Source organism: Streptomyces sp. NPDC051104 (assembly GCF_040682835.1).
Taxonomy (GTDB): domain Bacteria; phylum Actinomycetota; class Actinomycetes; order Streptomycetales; family Streptomycetaceae; genus Streptomyces; species Streptomyces cynarae.
On sequence record NZ_JBFBBS010000006.1, the window covers coordinates 75,840 to 97,567 of the forward strand.

General features: G+C 70.9%; 20 protein-coding genes. 7 read left to right on the forward strand and 13 right to left on the reverse strand.

All coding sequences use genetic code 11. The annotated features are described in order from the left end of the window. Positions 1 to 207 precede the first annotated feature (207 nt). Both argH and AB0N14_RS11630 read right to left on the reverse strand, forming a co-directional pair. Positions 208 to 1,638 carry an argininosuccinate lyase gene (argH, locus tag AB0N14_RS11625; protein WP_366025466.1) on the reverse strand — a complete coding sequence of 477 codons (1,431 nt, stop codon included), beginning with the start codon at positions 1,636 to 1,638 and terminating at the stop codon, positions 208 to 210. Between the two features lie 99 nt (positions 1,639 to 1,737). Next, on the reverse strand, positions 1,738 to 2,940 hold the full coding sequence (locus tag AB0N14_RS11630) for an argininosuccinate synthase (RefSeq protein ID WP_366025467.1): 1,203 nt from the start codon (positions 2,938 to 2,940) through the stop codon (positions 1,738 to 1,740). 553 nt (positions 2,941 to 3,493) lie between these two features. Between AB0N14_RS11630 and AB0N14_RS11635 the strand changes: the two genes are divergently transcribed. Both AB0N14_RS11635 and AB0N14_RS11640 read left to right on the forward strand, forming a co-directional pair. Next, on the forward strand, positions 3,494 to 4,081 hold the full coding sequence (locus tag AB0N14_RS11635; protein ID WP_366025468.1) for a pyridoxamine 5'-phosphate oxidase family protein: 588 nt from the start codon (positions 3,494 to 3,496) through the stop codon (positions 4,079 to 4,081). Between the two features lie 3 nt (positions 4,082 to 4,084). After that, on the forward strand, positions 4,085 to 4,789 hold the full coding sequence (locus AB0N14_RS11640; RefSeq protein ID WP_366025469.1) for a L,D-transpeptidase family protein: 705 nt from the start codon (positions 4,085 to 4,087) through the stop codon (positions 4,787 to 4,789). Here the strand turns inward: AB0N14_RS11640 and AB0N14_RS11645 are convergent. Together AB0N14_RS11645 and AB0N14_RS11650 are read right to left on the reverse strand one after the other, a co-directional pair. Further along, the gene (locus AB0N14_RS11645) at positions 4,776 to 6,278 is read right to left on the reverse strand and encodes a HAMP domain-containing sensor histidine kinase (protein WP_366025470.1); all 1,503 of its coding nucleotides are present in this window, start codon (positions 6,276 to 6,278) and stop codon (positions 4,776 to 4,778) included. The two genes, AB0N14_RS11640 and AB0N14_RS11645, sit on opposite strands and share 14 nt — an antisense overlap. Next, positions 6,275 to 7,015 carry a response regulator transcription factor gene (locus AB0N14_RS11650; protein ID WP_366025471.1) on the reverse strand — a complete coding sequence of 247 codons (741 nt, stop codon included), beginning with the start codon at positions 7,013 to 7,015 and terminating at the stop codon, positions 6,275 to 6,277. The genes AB0N14_RS11645 and AB0N14_RS11650 overlap by 4 nt, the downstream gene beginning before the upstream one ends. Positions 7,016 to 7,223: 208 nt before the next feature. On the opposite strand from AB0N14_RS11650, the gene AB0N14_RS11655 reads away from it, so the two are divergent. From AB0N14_RS11655 to AB0N14_RS11675, 5 genes are all read left to right on the forward strand, one after another. Then, on the forward strand, positions 7,224 to 8,573 hold the full coding sequence (locus tag AB0N14_RS11655) for a ferredoxin reductase family protein (RefSeq protein WP_366025472.1): 1,350 nt from the start codon (positions 7,224 to 7,226) through the stop codon (positions 8,571 to 8,573). 7 nt (positions 8,574 to 8,580) lie between these two features. After that, positions 8,581 to 9,090 (forward strand): FMN-binding protein, encoded by a 510-nt coding sequence (locus AB0N14_RS11660; RefSeq protein WP_366025473.1) that lies wholly within the window; start codon positions 8,581 to 8,583, stop codon positions 9,088 to 9,090. A 124-nt stretch (positions 9,091 to 9,214) separates the two neighbouring features. After that, positions 9,215 to 10,552: a ferredoxin reductase family protein gene (locus AB0N14_RS11665; RefSeq protein WP_366025648.1), complete on the forward strand. Its 1,338-nt coding sequence runs from the start codon at positions 9,215 to 9,217 to the stop codon at positions 10,550 to 10,552. A 29-nt stretch (positions 10,553 to 10,581) separates the two neighbouring features. After that, the gene (locus tag AB0N14_RS11670) at positions 10,582 to 11,379 is read left to right on the forward strand and encodes an FMN-binding protein (RefSeq protein ID WP_366025474.1); all 798 of its coding nucleotides are present in this window, start codon (positions 10,582 to 10,584) and stop codon (positions 11,377 to 11,379) included. A gap of 60 nt (positions 11,380 to 11,439) precedes the next feature. Then, positions 11,440 to 12,177: an FAD:protein FMN transferase gene (locus AB0N14_RS11675; protein ID WP_366025649.1), complete on the forward strand. Its 738-nt coding sequence runs from the start codon at positions 11,440 to 11,442 to the stop codon at positions 12,175 to 12,177. 168 nt (positions 12,178 to 12,345) lie between these two features. Here AB0N14_RS11675 and AB0N14_RS11680 read toward each other — a convergent pair whose 3' ends face one another. The 9 genes from AB0N14_RS11680 to AB0N14_RS11720 form a co-directional block, all read right to left on the reverse strand. Continuing rightward, a complete protein-coding gene (locus tag AB0N14_RS11680; RefSeq protein ID WP_366025475.1) occupies positions 12,346 to 12,882 on the reverse strand; it encodes an arginine repressor in 537 nt (178 codons plus the stop codon). Between the two features lie 7 nt (positions 12,883 to 12,889). Next, complete coding sequence (locus tag AB0N14_RS11685; protein WP_366025476.1) at positions 12,890 to 14,095, reverse strand: acetylornithine transaminase; 1,206 nt, start codon at positions 14,093 to 14,095, stop codon at positions 12,890 to 12,892. After that, positions 14,092 to 15,027: an acetylglutamate kinase gene (gene argB / locus AB0N14_RS11690; protein ID WP_366025477.1), complete on the reverse strand. Its 936-nt coding sequence runs from the start codon at positions 15,025 to 15,027 to the stop codon at positions 14,092 to 14,094. Before argB ends, AB0N14_RS11685 begins: the two co-directional genes overlap by 4 nt. Next, the gene (gene argJ, locus AB0N14_RS11695; protein ID WP_366025478.1) at positions 15,024 to 16,175 is read right to left on the reverse strand and encodes a bifunctional glutamate N-acetyltransferase/amino-acid acetyltransferase ArgJ; all 1,152 of its coding nucleotides are present in this window, start codon (positions 16,173 to 16,175) and stop codon (positions 15,024 to 15,026) included. The genes argB and argJ overlap by 4 nt, the downstream gene beginning before the upstream one ends. Further along, positions 16,172 to 16,324, reverse strand: coding sequence for a hypothetical protein (locus AB0N14_RS11700; protein ID WP_366025479.1), 153 nt, complete (start codon positions 16,322 to 16,324; stop codon positions 16,172 to 16,174). Before AB0N14_RS11700 ends, argJ begins: the two co-directional genes overlap by 4 nt. Continuing rightward, a complete protein-coding gene (argC, locus tag AB0N14_RS11705) occupies positions 16,321 to 17,349 on the reverse strand; it encodes an N-acetyl-gamma-glutamyl-phosphate reductase (protein ID WP_366025480.1) in 1,029 nt (342 codons plus the stop codon). Before argC ends, AB0N14_RS11700 begins: the two co-directional genes overlap by 4 nt. 95 nt (positions 17,350 to 17,444) lie before the next feature. Further along, positions 17,445 to 17,846: a GtrA family protein gene (locus AB0N14_RS11710; RefSeq protein WP_366025481.1), complete on the reverse strand. Its 402-nt coding sequence runs from the start codon at positions 17,844 to 17,846 to the stop codon at positions 17,445 to 17,447. Next, complete coding sequence (locus tag AB0N14_RS11715) at positions 17,846 to 18,823, reverse strand: glycosyltransferase family 2 protein (RefSeq protein WP_366025482.1); 978 nt, start codon at positions 18,821 to 18,823, stop codon at positions 17,846 to 17,848. The genes AB0N14_RS11710 and AB0N14_RS11715 overlap by 1 nt, the downstream gene beginning before the upstream one ends. Before the next feature lie 22 nt (positions 18,824 to 18,845). After that, on the reverse strand, positions 18,846 to 21,533 hold the full coding sequence (locus tag AB0N14_RS11720; protein ID WP_366025483.1) for a YfhO family protein: 2,688 nt from the start codon (positions 21,531 to 21,533) through the stop codon (positions 18,846 to 18,848). Positions 21,534 to 21,728 lie beyond the last annotated feature (195 nt).

Below are 21,728 nucleotides of genomic sequence, written 5' to 3' on the forward strand. Positions count from 1 at the left end.
GGGGAAGGCTGAACGGCATGGCGGGCTCCTTGCACTCTCGGCGGACCCGGGAACCCGCCCCAATCTACCGGCGCTAACTTCTTCCACTTGGTCCGCGCATGATGTCCCTTTCGTGCTCGGTACCGGCCGACCACCGTTCGACATTGCCGACCGCAACCGGAAACGACGAACTCAAGCGATGTCCGGGCCCTTCGGAGGGAGGTCCTGCTACGCCTGTTTGGCCGTGACCCACTTCCGCTGCCCGGCGAGGTCCGCCTTCACCTCGGCGAGCTGCACGGCGACCGCCTCGGGGGCCGTACCGCCGCGGCCGTTGCGGGAGGCGAGGGCGCCGGGGACGTTGAGGACGGAGCGCACCTCGGGGGTGAGGTGGGCGCTGATCTTCGCGAACTGCTCGTCCGTGAGTTCGTCCAGTTCCTTGCCCTCGGCCTCGGCGACCTTCACGCACTCACCGGCCACCTCGTGCGCCACCCGGAACGGCACGCCCTGCTTGACCAGCCACTCGGCGATGTCGGTGGCGAGCGAGAACCCGGCCGGGGCCAGCTCCTCCATGCGCTCGCGGTGCACGGTCAGCGTGGCCATCATGCCGGTGAATGCCGGGAGCAGGACCTCCAGCTGGTCGATGGAGTCGAAGACCGGCTCCTTGTCCTCCTGGAGATCGCGGTTGTACGCGAGCGGGAGGGCCTTGAGGGTCGCCAGCAGGCCCGTCAGGTTGCCGATCAGGCGGCCGGACTTGCCGCGGGCCAGCTCGGCGATGTCCGGGTTCTTCTTCTGCGGCATGATCGACGAGCCGGTGGAGAAGGCGTCGTGGAGCGTGACGAAGGAGAACTCCTTCGTGTTCCAGATGATGACCTCCTCGGCGATCCGGGAGAGGTTCACGCCGATCATCGCGGCGATGAAGGTGAACTCGGCGACGAAGTCACGGGAGGCCGTGCCGTCGATGGAGTTGGCCACACTGCCGTGCTCGAAGCCCAGGTCCTCGGCGACCGCCTCCGGGTCCAGGCCGAGGGAGGATCCGGCCAGGGCACCGGATCCGTACGGCGACACCGCCGTCCGCTCGTCCCACTGGCGCAGCCGTTCGGCGTCCCGGGACAGCGACTGGACGTGGGCGAGCACGTGGTGCGCGAAGAGCACCGGCTGGGCGTGCTGGAGGTGGGTGCGGCCGGGCATCGCCACGTCCGGGTGGGCTTCCGCCAGGCCGATCAGGGCGTCCTGGAGGTCGGCGATCAGACCGCCGATGATCCGGCCGTGGTCGCGCAGGTACATACGGAAGAGCGTGGCGACCTGGTCGTTGCGGGAGCGGCCCGCGCGCAGCTTGCCGCCCAGCTCGGGGCCGAGGCGCTCCAGCAGACCCCGCTCCAGGGCCGTGTGGACGTCCTCGTCGGCGATCGTGCCGGTGAAGGAGCCGTCGGCGACGTCCGCCTCGAGCCGGTCGAGCCCCGCCAGCATCCGCGTCAGCTCGTCGTCCGTGAGGAGCCCCGCCTTGTGCAGCACGCGCGCGTGGGCCCGGGAGCCGGCGATGTCGTACGGCGCCAGCCGCCAGTCGAAGTGGACGGACGCGGACAGCTTCGCCAGGGCCTCGGCGGGGCCGTCGGCGAAACGGCCGCCCCAGAGCCGTACGTCACCGGTGTTGCTGCTCACTTGGGTCGCTCCTAGAGAGGGTGTCGGTGTGCCACCGCCTCCCCACGGCCAGTGAGGAGGCGGTCGTCGGGCCAGTGGGCCGGTCGGGCCGGATCCGCGTCAGGCTTCGCCTCCAGGATCACGCCGTGCCGCGATCTTCGACGACAGGCTGTAGATGTCGATGAAGCCCTTGGCCGCGGACTGGTCGAACGTGTCGCCCGTGTCGTAGGTCGCGAGGTTGAAGTCGTACAGCGACTCCTGCGACCGGCGGCCGGTGACGACCGCGCGGCCGCCGTGCAGGGTCATCCGGATGTCGCCGGAGACATGCCGGCTGGCCTCGTCGATGAAGCCGTCCAGTGCGCGCTTGAGCGGGGAGAACCACTGGCCGTCGTAGACCAGTTCTCCCCAGCGCTGCTCGACCTGCCGCTTGTAGCGGGCGAGTTCACGCTCGACGGTGACGTTCTCCAGCTCCTGGTGGGCGGTGATGAGCGCGATCGCGCCCGGAGCCTCGTAGACCTCGCGGGACTTGATGCCCACGAGGCGGTCCTCGACCATGTCGATCCTGCCGATGCCCTGGGCGCCGGCGCGCTCGTTGAGTTGCTGGATGGCCTGCAGGACGGTGACGGGCTTGCCGTCGACGGCGACCGGGACACCCTCCTTGAAGGTGATGATCACCTCGTCGGCCTCACGCGGGGTGGCCGGGTTGGAGGTGTACTCGTAGATGTCCTCGATCGGGGCGTTCCAGATGTCCTCGAGGAAGCCCGTCTCGACGGCGCGGCCGAAGACGTTCTGGTCGATGGAGTACGGGGACTTCTTGGTGGTCGCGATGGGGAGGTTCTTCTCCTCGCAGAACGCGATGGCCTTGTCGCGGGTCATCGCGTAGTCCCGGACCGGGGCGATGCACTTCAGGTCCGGTGCGAGGGCGACGATGCCGGCCTCGAAGCGGACCTGGTCGTTGCCCTTGCCGGTGCAGCCGTGGGCGACCGTGGTGGCACCGTGCTTCTTGGCGGCGGCGACGAGGTGCTTGACGATCGTCGGCCGGGACAGCGCGGAGACCAGCGGGTAGCGGTCCATGTAGAGGGCGTTGGCCTTGATCGCCGGGAGGCAGTACTCCTCGGCGAACTCGTCCTTGGCGTCCGCGACCTCGGCCTCCACGGCACCGCAGGCGAGCGCGCGCTTGCGGATGACGTCCAGGTCCTCGCCGCCCTGGCCGACGTCCACCGCGACGGCGACGACCTCGGCGCCCGTCTCCTCGGCGATCCAGCCGATGGCGACGGAGGTGTCCAGACCGCCCGAGTAGGCGAGTACGACGCGCTCGGTCACGGGGTTCTCCTCACACTGCGCTCACTGACATGCATGAGTATGCAGAACTCTGCATGATTCGTCAATGCGACGCGCTCGCGACCTGCTGTGCGACCCGCTCTCTTTGCGAACCCGTTGAACGGGAGCAATCGTTTTCCCGTATCTCTCGCCGAACGAAGGCGCCGCGTTTTCACGGCAGTCACGCCCGTGACTGCCGTGTTCGTCACAGCAGTCACCCCACCCGAGTGAGGCGTCTTCATGTCCAGGGCTCTTCCGAAGTACGACAAGCGCCGCGTGGCGATCATCGGCGGCGCCGCGGCAGTGGTGCTCTCCGGCGCGGGTGGCGACGATCAACCGCATCGCGACGGCGATCGGCCGCACCGCCGCCAAGCCGCAGGGCCTGGACTCCCTGGCCGCCTGCACGCTCACCAAGTGACGTGACAGGCGTCGTGGCCGCCCCGCGCGCCAGCCGGGGCGGCCACGAGCGACCGAACACCGCCGTTCGAGGGCAATCCCCGGTCATTCCCCAGAATTCCTTAGACAGTCGAACGATATAGCCCGATACTCGGTGGACATGGGAAAGACCTATGAGCGCATAGACGGCAGACTGCGCACGTTCATCGAGGCACAACACCTGTTCTTCACCGCGACCGCTCCCCTGTCGGCCGACGGCACGGTCAACCTCTCCCCCAAGGGCCACAAGGGCTCGTTCGCCGTGCTCGACGAACGCACCGTGGCATATCTGGACTTCGCCGGAAGCAACGCCGAGACGATCGCGCACCTGCGCGAGAACGGCCGGATCACCCTCATGTGGTGCGCCTTCCAGGGCCCGCCGAACATCGTGCGCGTGCACGGCCGCGGTGAGCCGGTCTTCCGCGACGACCCCCGCTTCAAGGAGCTGCTCACGCGTTTCCCGGACATCGACCCCACCCTGCACGGTCTGCGCGCCGTCGTCGTCGTGACGGCCGAGCTCATCCGGGACACCTGTGGCTACGCGGTGCCCTTCATGGCCTATGAAGAGGACCGCGACCTGCACGCCAAGCGCTTCGCGCGCGAGGACGACGCCTCCCTCGATGAATACTTCCGGAGGAAAGAACACGTCCGAACGAGTCTGGACGGCCTGCCGGGACTGCCTTTGCCCCTGCCTCCGTCTACGTTCTGAGGCATGCGCCCCGGTGTCGTCGCCGCTCTCGCCTCCGCCTCCCTCCTCCTGCTCGGTGCCGCGCCGGACCCCGCCGAGGACGCCCCGCTGCCCGAGCGGATGGCGGACACCGGCGGCGGCACCCAGCTGATCACCGCGGAGGCCGCCACGACCGGCGCGACCTCGGGCACGGTCAGCTGGTGGGAGCGCACCGGCGGGCGGTGGGTGAAGGCGGGCTCGGCACCCGCGCGTTTTGGGGCGAAGGGGCTCGTGGAGGGCGGCTCACGCCGGCAGGGCACGAGCACGACACCGACGGGCCTGTACGACCTGCCGTTCGCGTTCGGCATCAAGGCCGCGCCCTCGGGTGCGAGGGCGCCCTACCGGCGGGTGCGTCAGGACACCTGGTGGTGCCAGGACAACGACTCGCTCTCCTACAACCGCTGGACGGAGCCCCTCCCGGCCGACTGCCGCGCCTCCGAGTCGGAACACCTGATCGCGTACGACCCGCAGTACGACTACGCCCTCGTCATCGGGTTCAACTACCGCCTGCCGGTGCGGGGCCGTGGCGCCGGCATCTTCCTGCACGTCAACGGCAAGGGGGCGACGGAGGGTTGTGTGTCGGTGCCGGAGGACGCGATGGAACGGATCCTGACGTGGGCGAATCCCGGGCGCCGGCCGCACATCGCGATCGGGACGCCGAGCGGGGAGACCGCGATCACTCGTTACTAGGGCGGCCGGGGCCGCCGACAGGCAGGCGTACCGTGAACGTCGTCGCCCCCGGGCGGCTCTCCAGGGCCACGCTCCCCCCGTGCGCCTCCGTCACCGCCGCCACGATGGACAGGCCCAGCCCCGCTCCGCTGCCCTGGTGCTCCGGGCGGCGGCGGTGTTCGGCCCGGGTGAAGCGTTCGAAGACCCCCGGCTGGATCTCGGCGGGGACTCCCGGTCCGTCGTCGTGGACCGTGAGGACGGCTGCCGTGCCGTCCGTCTCCAGGGACACGGTCACCCTGGTGCCCACAGGTGTGTGCAAACGCGCGTTGGCCAACAGGTTCGCCAGCACCTGATGGAGGCGGTACGCGTCCCCCGTCACCGTCACCGGCTCCTCCGGCAGCTCCATCGTCCAGCCGTGGCCGGGACCCGCGGCCCGCGCGTCCGTGACCGCGTCGAGGACCAGGCGGGTGAGGTCGACAGGACGCCGTTCCAGGGGGCGGCCCGCGTCCAGGCGGGCCAGCAGCAGCAGATCGTCGACCATCTCGCCCATGCGCCCCGACTCCGCGGCGATCCGCTCCAGGGCGCGGGTCACCTCCGGCGGCACCGGACCCGGATGCAGCAGCGCCAGCTCGGCGTGCCCCCGGACCGAGGCGACCGGCGTGCGCAGCTCGTGGCTGGCGTCGGCGGCGAAGCTGCGCAGCCGCTCCTCGCTGGCGTGCCGCTTGGTGAGCGCGTCCTCGACATGGCCGAGCATGCGGTTGAAGGCGCCGGCGACCCGGCCCACCTCGCTGCGCGGGTCGCTCTCGGGGGCGCGCGGTGGCAAGGCCACCTCGCCGCTGGCGAGGGGGAGTTCGCTGACCCGGGTGGCGGTCGCGGCGACCCGGCTGAGCGGAAGCAGGGACCATCGCACCCAGAGGGCGCCCGCGACGCCGGTGACCGCGAGGCCGGCCCCGAGGACGACCGCGGCGACCAGTTCCAGGCGGTGCACCGCGGCATCCACCGGCTCGAGCGGCAGTCCGGTGATCAGTACGTCACCGTCCATGCCGCTGCTCGCCACCAGGCGGTACTCGCCGAGGGAGGACAGGCAGACGCTGTGGCCCCTGCCGTCCACGGGCACCGCGGCGAGCCTACGCTTGTCCCCTGCGTTCAGCGGGGCGCTGAGATCGGTGCTGTCGCTGCCGGGGTGCACCAGCCCCACGTTGGTGACCCTGCCCCCGACCAGCCGGGCGCCGAAGGTCCCGGAGGACTGTTTGCGGGTGTCGGCGTGCTCGTCGCCGTCGTGGTCCGGCGGTTTGACGCCGTGCTCCAGGCTCGCCGCGAACCGCGGGCCGACGTCGTGCAGCTGCTGGTCCAGCCGGCCGGTGAGGAAGCCGTTCAGCTCGACCACGGCGGCCACCCCGACGGCGGCGCAGCTGAGCGCCAGCAGCAGGACGAGCCCGGCGGTGAGCCGGGCCCGCAGGGTGCGCGGCCGGGGCAGGCGCCGTACCGCTTCGCGCAGCCGGACCCTCACCGGGCCACCGGCTTCAGCACGTACCCGGCGCCGCGCACCGTGTGGATCATGGGCTCGCGGCCCACGTCCACCTTCTTGCGCAGGTAGGAGATGTACAGCTCGACGACATGGGCCTGGCCGCCGAAGTCGTAGGACCAGACCCGGTCGAGGATCTGGGCCTTGCTGAGGACGCGCCGCGGGTTGCGCATCAGGAAGCGCAGCAGCTCGAACTCGGTCGGTGACAGCTCGATCAGCTCGCCGGCCCGGGTGACCTCGCGGGCCTCCTCGTCCATGGCCAGGTCGCCGACGGTCAGCCGGGGCCCGTCCTCCAGCTGCCGGGCCATGCCGGCACGGCGCAGCAGGCCACGCAGTCGCGCGACGACCTCCTCCAGGCTGAACGGCTTGGTCACGTAGTCGTCGCCGCCCGCCGTGATGCCGGCGATGCGGTCCTCGACGGCGTCGCGGGCGGTGAGGAAGAGCACACAGACGTCCGGTTTCACGTGGTGCAGCTCGCGCAGTACGGCGAAGCCGTCGGTGTCGGGGAGCATCACGTCCAGGACGACGGCGTCGGGCATCAGGTCACGGGCCTCCGCGACGGCGTCGGCGCCGTCGCCGGCGGTGCGCACCTCCCAGCCCTCGTAGCGCAGGGCCCCGGACAGCACCTCGGCGAGGTCGGGGTCGTCGTCGACGACGAGGACGCGCAGGGGCGTGCCGTCTGGGCGGGCGAGGGCGGGGCGGCCGGAGCGGGGTGTGTTCATCGCGCTTACCAGGATCCACTCTGCCGGCGGCGGCCGAGGACGCGGGCCGCTCTGAGTTCCCTATGAGTGACGGGTCACGACCGCCAAGAGTTCCCTGACGAGGGCGCTTGTCCCCCGCAGCCCTCAGGACAGGCTCAGATTCCTCAGAGCCGCTTCAGAAGTTACGCCTGCACAGTTGCCGGGTCGATACGCCCGAAAGGAACAGATCATGACCACGGTCTACCAGCAGCAGGCGCCACCTTTGCCGCCGGTCGTCCGGCGCTCTCCGGCGGCCCCCCTGCTGGCCCTGCTGTGGGCCGGGGCCGCCGCCGTGGTCGCCCTGTGGTGGCAGAGCACCGGCTCGGTGGTGGGCACCGCGGGCTGGCTGACCGGGGCCGGGCGGATCGCGGGGCTGCTGTGCGGGTACTCCTGCGCGGTGCTCGTGGGCCTGATGGCCCGGGTGCCGCTTCTCGAGCGGCGGATCGGCTCGGACCGGGTGGCGCGCTGGCACGCCATGGCCGGGCGGTACACGGTCTGTCTGCTCGTCGCGCACATCGTGCTGATCCTGACCGGGTACGCCGCCCAGGACCGGGCCTCGCTCGTGCACGAGACGGTCACGGTGGTCCTGGACTACCCGGAGATGCTGAAGGCCACCATCGGCACGATCATCCTGTTCGCCGTCGGGATCACCTCGGCGCGGGCCGTGCGCCGCAAGGTCAGCCATGAGTTCTGGTACTACGTGCACCTGCTGACCTATGCGGCGGTGTTCCTCGCCTTCGGTCATCAGCTGGCGCTGGGCGCCGAATTCACCGGGAACTCGGTGGCGCAGGCCGCCTGGTACGCGCTCTACCTGGGCGTCGCGGCCCTGGTGGTCTGGTTCCGGCTCCTCACCCCGGTGCGGCTGAACCTGCGCCACCGGCTGCGCGTGGAGTCGGTGCACCAGGAGACGCCGGGTGTCTGGTCCGTCGTCATGCGCGGCCGGCGCCTGGACGAACTGAGCGCCGAGCCGGGGCAGTTCTTCCGCTGGCGGTTCCTCACGGACGGACTGCGCTGGACGTCCACGCCGTACTCGCTGTCGGCGCCGCCCCGCCGCACCCAGTTGCGCATCACCGTCAAGGCGCTCGGGGACCACAGCACCTCGGTGACCCTGCTGCGGCCGGGCACCCGGGTGTGGGCGGAGGGCCCGTACGGGTCGCTGACCGCCGACCGGCAGACCACCGGCAGGTCCCTGCTGATAGCGGGCGGCGTCGGTGTCACCCCGCTGCGCGCCCTGTTCGAGACGCTGCCGGGCGAGGTGACGCTCCTGTACCGGGCGCGTTCGGCGGAGGACCTGGCGCTCGGCGGTGAGCTGGAGTCCATAGCCAGGTGGCGCGGCGCCAAGGTGCTGTACGCCCTCAACGGCGCGGACGGCTCGCGGCCCCGCCTCACCCCCGGCGCGCTGCACGGCGCGGTGCCCGAGCTCGCCGACCACGACGTGTATCTGTGCGGTCCGCCCGGGTTCGCGGAGGAGATGTACGAGGCGCTGCGGGCGGCCGGGGTCCCCGACCGCCGTATCCACCACGAGTCGTTCGAGCTGTGAGGCCGTCATGCACGCGTTGAAGAGGAAGAGCCCGCTGCGCCGGATCGTGCTGGCGAGCGCCGCGACCGTCTCCGGGATGGTGCTGCTGCTGTCGATGAAGCCGCACTCGTCGCCCGGCATCACCGTGGCCGCGCCCGCGCCGTCGAGCAGTGCGGGCGTGTCGAGCGGGTCGAGCGGGTCCGGTGGCTCGACCGGTTCCAGTGGCTCGGGCAGCACGAGCGGATCCGCCGGGTCCACCGGCACCAAGACCGTCACGGGAGAAGAGGCCCAGACCCGCTACGGCCCCGTCCAGGTGCGTATCACGGTGAAGAACGGCAAGCTCACCGACGTCACCGCCGTGGAATACCCCCAGGACAACCCGAGGGACCAGGAGATCAACAGCTACGCCGTCCCGCAGCTGAACCGGGAGGCGCTGGCGGCGCAGAGCGCGAACATCGACGTGGTCTCCGGCGCCTCTTACACGAGCCAGGGTTACCAGCAGTCACTCCAGTCGGCGCTGGACTCCGTGAAGGGTTGAACGCACGGCGGCTCCACCACGTACCTCTGGGCCAAGGGGGCCACTGGCCTCACCCGTCCCATGGAGGAACACGGAGGAGACCGTGTCCACGATCGCCGGTGGCCGCGCCGCGCGGCGCCAGACGATGCGCGCCATCCGCCCACGCCGCTCCCCCGCCGTCCCGCTGCTGCTCGCCGTCTGGGCGGGCGCGGCGGGCGTCATCTGGCTGTGGTGGATGAACACGCCGTCCATCGCCGACAACAACAGCAGAATCCTCAACGCGGGGCGGATCACCGGCCTGCTCGCCGGCTATCTCATGGCCCTCGTGGTGCTGCAGATGGCCCGGGTGCCCGCGCTGGAGCGCCGGGTCGGCTCCGACCGGGTCGCCCGCTGGCACGCCATGACCGGCCGGTACACCGTCTGCCTGGTCCTCGCCCACCTGTTCCTGACCATGTGGGGCTACGCCCTGCAGAGCGGCAAGGGGCTCGGTGGGATCGTCCAGCAGACCATCGACTCGATCGACCAACTGCCGGACGTGGGCAAGGCCACCATCGGCACGGGCCTGCTGGTCCTCATCGGCCTGCTCTCGATCGGACCGGTCCGGCGCAGGATCTCCTACGACCTCTGGTACCACGTCCATCTGCTCACCTACGCGGCCACGTACCTGTCGTTCTGGCACCAGCTGTCGACGGGCAACGAGTTCGCCGTGCAGCCGGAGGCGAAGACCGCCTGGTACGCGCTGTACGGGTCGGTGACCGCGCTGGTGATCTGGTACCGGATCCTCACGCCGATCCGGCTCAACCTGCGGCACCGGCTGCGGGTGGAGGCGGTCGTCGAGGAGACGCCCGGGGTGGTGTCGGTGCTGATGACCGGGCGGAAACTGCACCGGATGGGTGCGGAGGCCGGGCAGTTCTTCCGCTGGCGGTTCCTCGCGCCCGGGATGCGGTTCAGCTCGCACCCGTACTCGCTGTCGGCGGCGCCCCGCCCGAACATGCTCCGGATCACGGTGAAGGCGATCGGTGACCACAGCTCCGCGCTGCGGGACCTCGAGCCCGGGACGCGGGTGTGGGCGGAGGGCCCGTACGGGGCGTTGACCGCCGACCGGCGCAGCCGGGGCAAGGTGCTGCTGGTGGCCGGCGGTGTCGGCATCACGCCGATGCGGGCCCTGTTCGAGACGCTGCCGGGCGCCCCCGGCGACATCACCCTCCTCTACCGCGCCAACACGACCCACGACCTGGCCCTGTGGGACGAGTTGGCGCAGATCGCCGAGGAGCGCGGCGCCCGGCTGATGTACGCGGTCAACAGTCCGGACGGGGAGCGCCCCGACATCTCGGCGGAGACCCTGAGCCGGAAGCTGCCGGACATCGACCGCCACGACGTCTTCATGTGCGGGCCGCCCGGCTTCGCGCAGCAGGTGTACGAAGCACTGCGCGGCGCGGGGGTCCCCGCCCGCCGCATCCATCACGAGTCGTTCGAGATGTGAGCGACGGGAAACCAGGAGCCTGGAAGAAGATGAGGAAGAGCCACCCCGTACGGCGTGTCGTGCTCGCCACCGCCGCCACCGTGTCCGGGATCGTGCTGCTGCTGTCCCTGAAGCCGGCCTCGGGTCCCGCCTCGGCCCAGGCGGCGGGCGGTGCCGCACCGCAGCAGACCGCCGCCGCCCAGGAGTCGCCGCAGGGCGGCAGCGGACAGCAGACCGGCACCCGGACCGTCACCGGTGAGGTGGCCAGGACGCAGTACGGCCCGGTCCAGGTGCGCCTGACCGTGAGCGGCGGGAAGATCACCAAGGCCGAGGCGGTGCAGGCGCCCAAGGGCGGGCTCAGCGACCAGAAGACCGCCATGGCCGTCCCCAAGCTCAACCAGGAGGCGGTCGCCGCGCAGAGCGCGCAGATCGACGCGGTCTCCGGCGCCACGTACACGAGCGGCGGCTACAAGCAGTCCCTGCAGTCGGCGCTCGACAAGGCGAAGGCCACCTCCGGCGGCGGGGTCCCGTCCGGGTCCGCGGGCGGTTCCGGGGCGTCGGGGTCGGCGGCCCGGGCGCGCACGGTCACCGGTAACGTGGCGCAGACGCGGTACGGCCCCGTCCAGGTCCGCGTGACGGTGAGCGGCGGAAAGATCACCAAGGCCGAGGCGGTGCAGGCACCCAAGGGCGGGCTCAGCGGCCGGAAGACCGCCATGGCCGTCCCCGAACTCAACCAGGAGGCGGTGAGCGCACAGAGTGCGAGCATCGACGCGGTCTCCGGCGCGACCTACACCAGCACCGGATACAAGCAGTCCCTGCAGTCGGCCCTGGACAAGGCCGGTGGCTGAGTGGCGGACCAGGTGACCGACCCCGAGGCACCGCCCGTGCTGCGCCACGCGGAGGAGGTGATGGGCACCGTCTTCTCCTTCGACGTGCGCGGCGGCGCACCCGAGGCCGTACGGGCCGCGCTGGAGGGGGCGATCGCCCATCTCCACCGGGTGGACGAGGTGTTCAGCCCCTACCGCGAGGAGAGCCAGCTATCGCGGCTCGCCCGCGGTGAAGTGGGTGTGGAGGACTGCGACCCCGAGGTCGCCGAGGTGCTCGCTCTGGGGGCGGAGGCGGAGCAGGTCAGCGACGGCTGGTTCAGCACCCGATTCGCGGGCCGGATCGATCCGACCGGGATCGTGAAGGGCTGGGCGGTGGAACGGTCGGCCCGGCGTCTGGCGGCGGCCGGGGCGAGCGGGGTGAGCGTCAACGGCGGCGGGGACGTGCAGATGTACGGCACGCCGGAACCGCACCGGCCCTGGCGGGTCGGCGTGTCGGATCCGCTGCGGCCCGGCGGGCTGGCGGCGGTCGTGTCCGCGGCCGGCGCGGAGGAGCTTGCCGTGGCCACCTCGGGTACCGCGGAGCGCGGCGCGCACATCGTGGACCCGCGCACGGGGCGCTCCGCGGTGACCGACCTGGTGGCGGTGACGGTGGTGGGCCCCAGCCTGATCTGGGCGGACGCCTGGGCCACGGCGGCGTTCGCGATGGGGTCACGGGCGGGGCTGGCGTGGCTGGAGTCACTGCCGGACGTGGAGGCGCTGCTGATCACCGCCGGGGACGAGGTGCGGTGCACGGGGGGTCTCGCCGCGCGGCTGGGGTGAGCATCGGGCCTGGCGCGCCCGGCGGCGGGGTGGGTTTCGCTTGCCCGCGCTTGCGGGACCTCCCCAAGCTCTTCGAGCAGGGGACCCCAGCGCCCACCCGTGCCACCCCTGGGGGTCCCCCCACAGGCCGTTAAGGCACTGGGCGAGGCACGCATGCCCGCAGCTGGGTCAGTGCCCGTTCTGAGCCAGCCGCAGCAAGTGGTCCGCCAGCGCCTGGCCCCCTGTAGCCTCCCGGCTGATCAACAGCACCGTGTCGTCCCCCGCGATCGTCCCCAGGATGTCGTGCAGTTCGGCCTGGTCGATCGCCGACGCCAGGAACTGTGCCGCCCCCGGAGGGGTGCGCAGGACCACGAGGTTCGCGGAGGCCTCCGCCGAGATCAGCAGCTCCTGCGACAGCCGCCGCATCCGCTCCTCCTTGGCCGACTCCCCCAGCGGCGCGCGAGGCGTGCGGAAGCCGCCCTCGCTCGGCACCGCGTAGATCAGGTCGCCGTCGGTGTTGCGGATCTTCACCGCGTTCAGCTCGTCCAGGTCCCGGGACAGCGTCGCCTGCGTGACGCTCAGCCCGTCGTCTGCGAGGAGCTTCGCCAACTGGCTCTGGGAGCGCACCGGTTGCCGGTTGAGGATGTCCACGATCCGGCGGTGGCGTGCGGTGCGGGTCTGCGGCACGGCGGGCCCCGTGTGCTCGTGGTCCTGGGCCTGACTCATCGTCGTCTCATTCTCCGGATCGTCCGTCCCCATTCACTGGGTGCACTGCCTCGAGGACACCGGGAAGCGCCTGGAGCAACGCCTGCACCTCGTCGTCGCCGAGGTTCAGCGGCGGCATCAGCCGTACGACGTTCGGGGCGGGCGCGTTCACCAGGAAGCCGGCGTCCTGAGCCGCCTGCTGCACCTGCGGGGCGAGCGGCTCGGTGAGCACGATACCCAGCAGAAGGCCCGCGCCCCGGACATGTTCGATCAACGGGTGGCCCAGCGACTCGGTTCCGTTCCGCAGCTTCTCGCTCTGCCGCTTGACGTTCTCCAGCAGGCCCTCGGCCGCGATGGTGTCGAGCACGGCGAGCCCGGCGGCGCACGCGACGGGGTTGCCGCCGAAGGTCGTGCCGTGCTGGCCCGGCTGGAGCAGCTCGGCGGCGCGGCCGAAGGCGACGGTGGCGCCGAGCGGCAGCCCTCCGCCGAGGCCCTTGGCGAGGGTGACGACGTCCGGCAGGACGCCCTCGTGGGCCTGGTACTCGAACCAGTGCCCGGTACGGCCGACGCCGGTCTGCACCTCGTCGAGCACGAGGAGCGCCCCGGTGGCGGCGGTGATCGCGCGGGCCGCCTTCAGGTATCCGGCGGGCGGGACCACGACCCCGTTCTCGCCCTGGATCGGCTCGATGATGACGAGTGCCGTCTCCTCGGTGACCGCGGCGGCCAGGCCCTGCGCGTCGCCGTAGGGGACGTGGGTGACGTCGCCGGGCAGCGGCAGGAACGGCTCCTGTTTGCCGGGCTGGCCGGTCAGCGCGAGGGAGCCCATGGTGCGGCCGTGGAAGCCGCCGTGGGTGGCGACCATGTGCCGGCGGCCCGTCAGCCGGCCGATCTTGAAGGCGCCCTCGTTGGCCTCGGCGCCCGAGTTGCAGAAGAAGACCTTGCCGTCGCGGCCGAAGAGCTGCAGGAGCCGTTCGGCGAGAGCGACGGGCGGTTCGGCGATGAACAGGTTGGAGACATGGCCGAGGGAGGCGATCTGCTTGCTCACCGCCTCGACGACCGCGGGGTGGGCGTGGCCGAGGGCGTTGACCGCGATGCCGCCGACGAAGTCGAGGTACCGCTTGCCGTCGGCGTCCCACAGCTGGGTGCCCTCACCGCGGACGAGCGGCAGCCGCGGGGTGCCGTAGTTGTTCATGAGCGCGCCCTGCCACCGCGCCGTCAGTTCCTCGTTGCTCACGACTCCCCCTGTTCGTCCGGCTTCTCGTCGGGCACGACCATCGTGCCGATGCCTTCGTCGGTGAAGATCTCCAGCAGGATCGAGTGCTGGACCCGGCCGTCGATGACGCGGGCGGTGTTGACGCCGCCCCGCACGGCGTGCAGACAGCCCTCCATCTTCGGCACCATGCCGGAGGACAACTCCGGCAGCAGCTTCTCCAGTTGGGAGGCGGTCAGGCGGCTGATCACCTCGTCGGAGTTCGGCCAGTCCTCGTAGAGGCCCTCGACGTCGGTGAGGACCATGAGGGTTTCGGCGCCCAGTGCCGCAGCGAGTGCCGCAGCCGCCGTATCAGCATTGACGTTGTAGACATGTCCGTCGTCCTGACTGCGGGCGATGGAGGAGACGACCGGGATACGGCCGTCGGCGAGCAGGGCCTCGATCGCGCCCGTGTCGATCTGGGTGATCTCGCCGACCCGTCCGATGTCGACGGGCTCGCCGTCGATCTCGGGCGTGTGCTTGGTGGCGGTGATGGTGTGCGCGTCCTCGCCGGTGAGGCCGACGGCGAACGGGCCGTGCTGGTTGAGCAGCCCGACCAGTTCGCGCTGCACCTGCCCGGCGAGCACCATCCGTACGACGTCCATGGCGTCCTCGGTGGTGACCCTCAGGCCCGCCTTGAACTCGCTGGCGATGCCGTGCCGGTCGAGGGCGGCGCTGATCTGGGGGCCGCCCCCGTGCACGACGACCGGCTTGAGGCCGGCGTGCCGCAGGAAGACGACGTCCTGCGCGAACGCGGCCTTCAGCTCCTCGTTCACCATCGCGTTGCCGCCGAACTTGATGACGACGATCTTGCCGTGGTGACGGGTCAGCCAGGGCAGCGCCTCGATGAGGATCTTGGCCTTGGGCAGCGCGGTGTGTTTGCGCGTCGTGCCGGACTTGGGAGAAGTGTCGCTCATGAGGAATACGCGCTGTTCTCGTGGACGTAGTCGGCGGTGAGGTCGTTGGTCCAGATGGTGGCGGTCTCGGCGCCGGCGGCGAGGTCCGCCACGATGTGGACCTCGCGGTAGCGCATGTCGACCAGTTCGCGGTCCTCGCCGACCGAGCCGTTCTTGCACACCCACACGCCGTTGATGGCGACGTTGAGCTGGTCCGGCTCGAAGGCGGCCTTCGTAGTGCCGATGGCGGACAGGACGCGGCCCCAGTTGGGGTCCTCGCCGTGGATCGCGCACTTCAGGAGGTTGTTGCGGGCGATGGAACGGCCGACTTCAACGGCGTCCTCCTCGCTCGCGGCGTTGATCACCTCGACCTTGATGTCCTTGCTGGCGCCCTCGGCGTCGCCGATGAGCTGCCGGCCGAGGTCGGCGCAGACCTCGCGCACGGCCTCGGCGAACTCGTCGTACTCGGGGGCGATCCCGGACGCGCCCGAGGCGAGCAGTAGCACGGTGTCGTTGGTGGACATGCAGCCGTCGGAGTCGACGCGGTCGAAGGTGACCTTGGTGGCGGCGCGCAGGGCCTTGTCCAGGGTCTCGCTGTCGAGGTCGGCGTCGGTGGTGAGGACGACCAGCATGGTGGCGAGGCCCGGGGCGAGCATGCCGGCGCCCTTGGCCATGCCGCCGACGGTCCAGCCGTCCTTCGTCACGACGGAGGTCTTGTGGACGGTGTCGGTGGTCTTGATGGCGATGGCCGCCTTCTCGCCGCCGTGCTCGGAGAGCTGGGCGGCGGCGGTCTCCACGCCCGGGAGCAGCTTGTCCATGGGCAGCAGCACACCGATGAGGCCGGTGGAGCAGACGGCGACCTCGATGGCGCCCCGGCCGAGCACCTCGGCGACCTTCTCGGCGGTGGCGTGGGTGTCCTGGAAGCCCTTGGGGCCGGTGCAGGCGTTGGCGCCGCCGGAGTTGAGGACGACCGCCGAGACCTGGCCGCTCTTGAGGACCTGCTCGGACCACAGCACGGGCGCGGCCTTCACACGGTTGGAGGTGAAGACCCCCGCGGCGGCGCGGCGCGGCCCGGTGTTGACCACGAGGGCCAGGTCCGGGTTGCCGTTCTCCTTGATTCCGGCGGCGATGCCCGCAGCCTGGAATCCCTTGGCTGCCGTGACGCTCACTGCATCTCCTTGTTCGCCCCGCCGCGGTAGCGGCTGATGTCACTGCCGCCCGTGCAGCGCAGCGGTGCGGTCATCTCCCCCAGTGCCTTGACGGCCTGGGAGGTGCCCCCAGTCGTCTGAGGCCCGGTGGCTGCACGTGCGTCGCTCACGGTGCGACTCCGATCGTCGAAAGCCCGGTGGTCTCGTCGAGGCCGAGCGCGATGTTCATGCTCTGCACGGCACCGCCCGCGGTGCCCTTGGTCAGATTGTCGATGGCGCTGATCGCGATGATGCGGTGCGCGGCGGCGTCGTACGCGACCTGCACCTGAACGGCGTTGGAACCGTGGACGGACGCGGTGGCCGGCCACTGCCCCTCGGGGAGCAGGTGCATGAAGGGCTCGTCGGCGAAGGCCTTTTCGTAGGCGGCGCGCAGCGACTCGCCGGTGACGCCGGGCCGGGCCTTGGCGCTGCAGGTGGCGAGGATGCCTCGGGGCATCGGCGCGAGGGTCGGCGTGAAGGAGACGGTGACCGGCTCCCCGGCGGCCGCGCTGAGGTTCTGGATCATCTCGGGGGTGTGCCGGTGGACGCCGCCGACGCCGTACGGGGACATGGACCCCATGACCTCGCTGCCCAGCAGGTGCGGCTTGGGCGCCTTGCCCGCGCCGGAGGTGCCGGAGGCGGCGACGATCACGGCCTCGTTCTCGGCGAGCCCGGCGGCGTACGCGGGGAACAGCGCGATGGAGGCGGCCGTGGGGTAGCAACCGGGTACCGCGATGCGCTTGGACCCCTCCAGCGCAGCGCGGGCACCCGGCAGTTCGGGAAGGCCGTAGGGCCAGGTCCCGGCGTGCGGGGAGCCGTAGAACCTCTCCCAGTCGGCCGGGGCCTTCAGGCGGAAGTCGGCACCCATGTCGATGACGAGGACGTCCGGACCGAGCTGCTCGGCGACGGCGGCGGACTGTCCGTGCGGCAGTGCGAGGAAGACGACGTCGTGTCCGGCGAGGGCCTCGGGGGTGGTCTCGGCGAGCACCCGGTCGGCGAGGGGCAGCAGATGCGGCTGCAGCGCACCGAGCCGCTGTCCGGCGTTGGAGTTGCCGGTCAGGGCGCCGATCTCCACCTCGGGGTGCGCGAGGAGCAGACGCAGCGCCTCTCCGCCCGCGTATCCGCTCGCTCCGGCGACTGCGGCACGTACCGTCATGGAACCTCCTCCTGGATGGCATGACTATACGTATCGCCGCACGTTTATGCAATCCTGGAGATCGGGTCCCATGACGGCCCGTGTGCCGGATGCGATCAGGCGGTGCCTTGCTCCTTGGGCAGCATGATCGTGCGGGAGACGACGAAGGTCACCGGAATCGCCGCGGCGGAGGCGAGCAGCGGCGCGAACCGGCTCCCGGCGTGCAGGACGTCGACGATCACATAGACCCCCACCGTCGTGATCACGAAATTGGTGGCGTTCGTCAGCGGGAACAGCAGGAATTTCCTCCACGTCGGCCGCGTCCTATAGGTGAAACGCGCATTCAGGAAAAAGCTTCCGATCATGCTCAGAATGAACGCGAGAATATGCGCGGCAAGGTACGGCAAACGGGTGAGGAACAACAGGTAAAGACCGTAATACGTCATGGTGTTGATGACGCCGACCACGGCGAAGGTGACGACCTGCCCCATGATGGGGCGCGTAGTGGTGGTGGACATCAGGGAATGAGGTCCTTCGCGGTGCCGCGGGGCGCGCCGGCTTCCGTCCGCTCCACATTGGTGGCCTTCACCAGGAAGTGCGGGCGGCCCTTCACCTCGTAGTAGATGCGGCCGGTGTACTCACCGATGACCCCGAGCATGACCATCTGCACGCCCGCGAGCGCGGTGACGACGGTGATCGTCGTGACGTAGCCGGGTGTCTGCACACCGTGGATGAGCGCGGCGCCCACGATCCACGCGGTGTACAGACCCGCGCACAGCAGCAGGCCCATGCCGAGGTAGAGCGCGGCGCGCAGCGGCCTGTTGTTGAAGGAGAGCAGTCCGTCGAGGCCGTAGTTGAGCAGGCTCCGGAAGTTCCATGAGCTGCGGCCGTGCTCACGTACGGCGTTCTCGTACTCGAAGGTGGTGCTGGGGAAGCCCACCCAGGCGAACAGGCCCTTGGAGAAGCGGTTGTACTCGGTGAGGGCGAGGATCGCGTCCACCACGCGCCGGGACAGCAGACGGAAGTCGCCGACGCCGTCAACGAGCTCCACGTCGACGAGACGGTTGATGAGCCGGTAGTACAGGCGGGCGGTGACGGTGCGGGTGATCCGGTCACCGCTTCTGGTGCGCTTGGCGATGACCTGGTCGTAGCCCTGTTCGCTCAGCTCCACCATCCGCTTGATGAGCTCCGGCGGGTGCTGCAGGTCCGAGTCCATGACGACCACGCAGTCCCCCGAGGCGTGGCGCAGGCCGGCGAGCAGGGCCGCCTCCTTGCCGAAGTTGCGGCTGAAGGAGACGTACCGCACCCGCGCATCGAGCTCGCCGAGCCGCCTCAGGACCTCGAGGGTGCGGTCCCGGCTGCCGTCGTCCACGTACACGAACTCCATGTCGTGACCGAGCGGAAGGAGCTCGTCCGCGACCTTCTGGACCACCTCGTGGAAGCGTCCGATGACTTCTTCTTCGTTGTAGCAGGGTGCGACGATCGAAATGAGCATGGCTGTTCCCTTGGGGACGCGGTCAGAGAGCGTGGGTCGTGCGCTCGAGCGGTGGGGTGGTCGTGGGCGGTGCCGGTCGGCCCGTGGCGCGCCGCCGGCGGACGGCGGTGAGGACGGCGAGGAGGATCAGGGCCAGCAGCGAGGTGGCCCCGACGGCCGTGCCCAGCCGCAGCCCGGGCGGATGGAACGTGCAGGTGAGGCTGGTCGAGGAGCCGTCGAGGGGCACGGCGATCAGTCCGTGGTAGTCGCCCGCGGGTGTGGCCGGAGCATCCCCCGCCGCGCAGCGCCAGCCGGCGATGCGGGGTGCCGCGACGACCGCGGTCCCCTTGCTGCCGGCGGGGATCGTGGCCCGGATCGTGCCGTCGGAGACGGTCACCTCGGTGGCACCGGTGGCCTTGAGCCCTTCCACCGTGGTGCGCAGCCGGGCGGTGTCCAGGCAGCCGACCGCACCGTCGGGGACGACGCTCGTCCAGTCGGGCGACAGCTCGATCCGCACCCGGCCGGAGGCCGGCGCCTCGCCGAGCGGCTGCATGGCGGCGATCTTGTTGACGGGGTGGTCGGACGTGAACCGCCCGATCGTGCCCTGCGGGGCGCCGGCGAGCCGTGCGGTGCCCGAGTAGTACGGCGCCCACAGGTACACCTCACTGCGCGCCGGGCACTGGGCCATGATGGTGGGCTTCCGCGCGGCGCTCCCGGCCGCCGGACGGTCGATGACCAGGCCCGGCCGGTCGTCGTGGCTGCGGGCCGACGGCTTTCCGTCGCCCGTGCGCACGGTGAGCGGGGGAACGGTGTAGACGCGGGTGCCCAGCAGCATCTCCTGGTTGCGGTACGGCGACGGGCCGAAGGCGGAGACGCCCGTCCGCGCGGGATCGAGGGTGACTGACGGCCGCACCGTGACCAGCGGCGGTACGTCCTGGCGGGACACGGTCACCGGGCCGGCGTTCGGCGGGTTCCACCACTGGTGCGGGTCCGGCGGGGAGTGCACCCGCGCGCCGACGGAGAAGACGACGTCCGTGACGGCGTTGTCCAGGCTCTGCAGGCTCCGGCCGCGTGAGGTCCAGCCGCCGCCGATGGCGGTGAGCATGCGGTTGAGGACGTCGGAGGTGAGGCTGCTGTAGTACTGGGCGCCCTGGCCGCCCACCAGCATCGGGTCGTTGGCGACGGTCTGCTCCCGGCCGGGGTCGGTGCGGTACCGGGGCCAGCCGTCGGCCTGGGCGATCGCCTCCGCCTGCTGCTGCTGGCGCGTGCCCCAGGGCGCGTAGTCGTCCAGGTGCTCGAGCCGCTGCCGGGTGGCCTCGGCGGAGGTGGCGGCGGCCTCGCCGAACTGCCCGCCGAGGAGCAGCACCACGGCCAACCCGGCCAGCGCGGTGGGGCGCTTGCTGCCCGCTCGGCGCCCGTCGTCCGTGCGGCCGAGCAGGGCCAGCCCGCCCAACGCGCCCACGACGGCCAACAGCAGCACCCACCAGGTCGTGGACTTCACGAGAGTGCTTCGGCTCGCGACGGCAGTGACCAGTGCGAGCAGCACACCCGCCGGAGCCAGCGCTCGCCAGTCGGGCGCGCCGTACGAGAGCGAGTGCCACGCGGCGATCACCAGCAGCGCGCACAGGACGAAGGCCTGGCGGTACGAACTGCCCTGAGGCTCGGTGAAGGCGTGCCAGGCCAGCTGGGTCGGCGCCCACTGCATCGACAGCACCATCGCGGCCACCAGGAGTGTCCAGCCCACGCGCACCCGCCAGGGAACCGCCCGGTGGAACGGCAGGGCGAGGGCGAGCAGCAGGGCAGTGACGCCCACATAGACGGCCGGCGTACTGAAGCTGTACGTCGTCGGCAGCAGACGGGCCAGCAGGTCCCGCGCCGCCACCGGCACGAAATGCCCGTAGGTGCCCGGGGAGGCGTGCTTGGTGCCGAAGTACACGACCATCACCAGTGGTGCGGCCAGGCCCATGCCGAGTGCCACGGTCAGGACGGCGCGGCCCGCCGCCCCCAGCGCCCGGCGGCGCGGAAGTCCGGCGAGCAGCAGCCGGAGCAGCAGCACCAGACCGGCGCCGAGGGTGGCCATGTACGCGGTGTAGAAGTTGGCGGTCCATGCGAGCGCCACGATCAGCACACCGAGGACCCGGTGCCGTCCGTTCAGCGCCCATTCGCCGACCAGGCACAGCAGCGGCAGGGCGATGAGCCCGTCGAGCCACATCAGGTTGTACACGGCGGACGCCACGCTCCAGCCGCACAGGGCGTAGGAGGTGCCCAGCAGCCCCGCGGCCCACCAGCGGCCGGGACGCAGGGTGAGCAGCAGCCAGGCCATGGCGGCGCCCGCGCACGCCGTCTTCAGCACCGTGATCACATAGACCGCGAGGTCGATCTCGTCGCGCGGGAACAGCGCCACGAGCAGGGCGAACGGGCTGCTGAGATACGTACCGAGGTCGGGCAGGAAGCTGGAGCCGTACCCGGACTGCCAGTTGACGAGGAGTCCCCCGTCGCCCCTTCCGTGCAGCAGGTCCCACAGGTGCGCGTGGAACGGGACGTACTGGTTGCCCAGGTCGTTGACGCTCCGGGTGCGGGGTCCGAACGGGTAGCTGCGGGCGACGGCGTCGGCCGCGCAGAACGCGGCGGTGGTGAGGACCGCAGCGAGCAGGGCGCCGGCCTGCCGGGGTCCGATCGGGCGCGGCAGCCGGAGCCACGCACCGCGGTCGTGCTGAATGGTGAGGTTCACACCCTGTTCCTGTTCGGTCGACGCCGTATGTTCCCGTGAGCGGTGTCACGTGCGCGAAGAGAGCCGACTGAGGGAAATTCAGCGACTACCCCGAATACCGGAGAAACGTCCGGTGAACGGGCAATGAACAGGGTTGGACACATCATTCTCGGCAAGCTCCGGAGAATTCAGGACGCATGGCGTCCGACCTGGGAA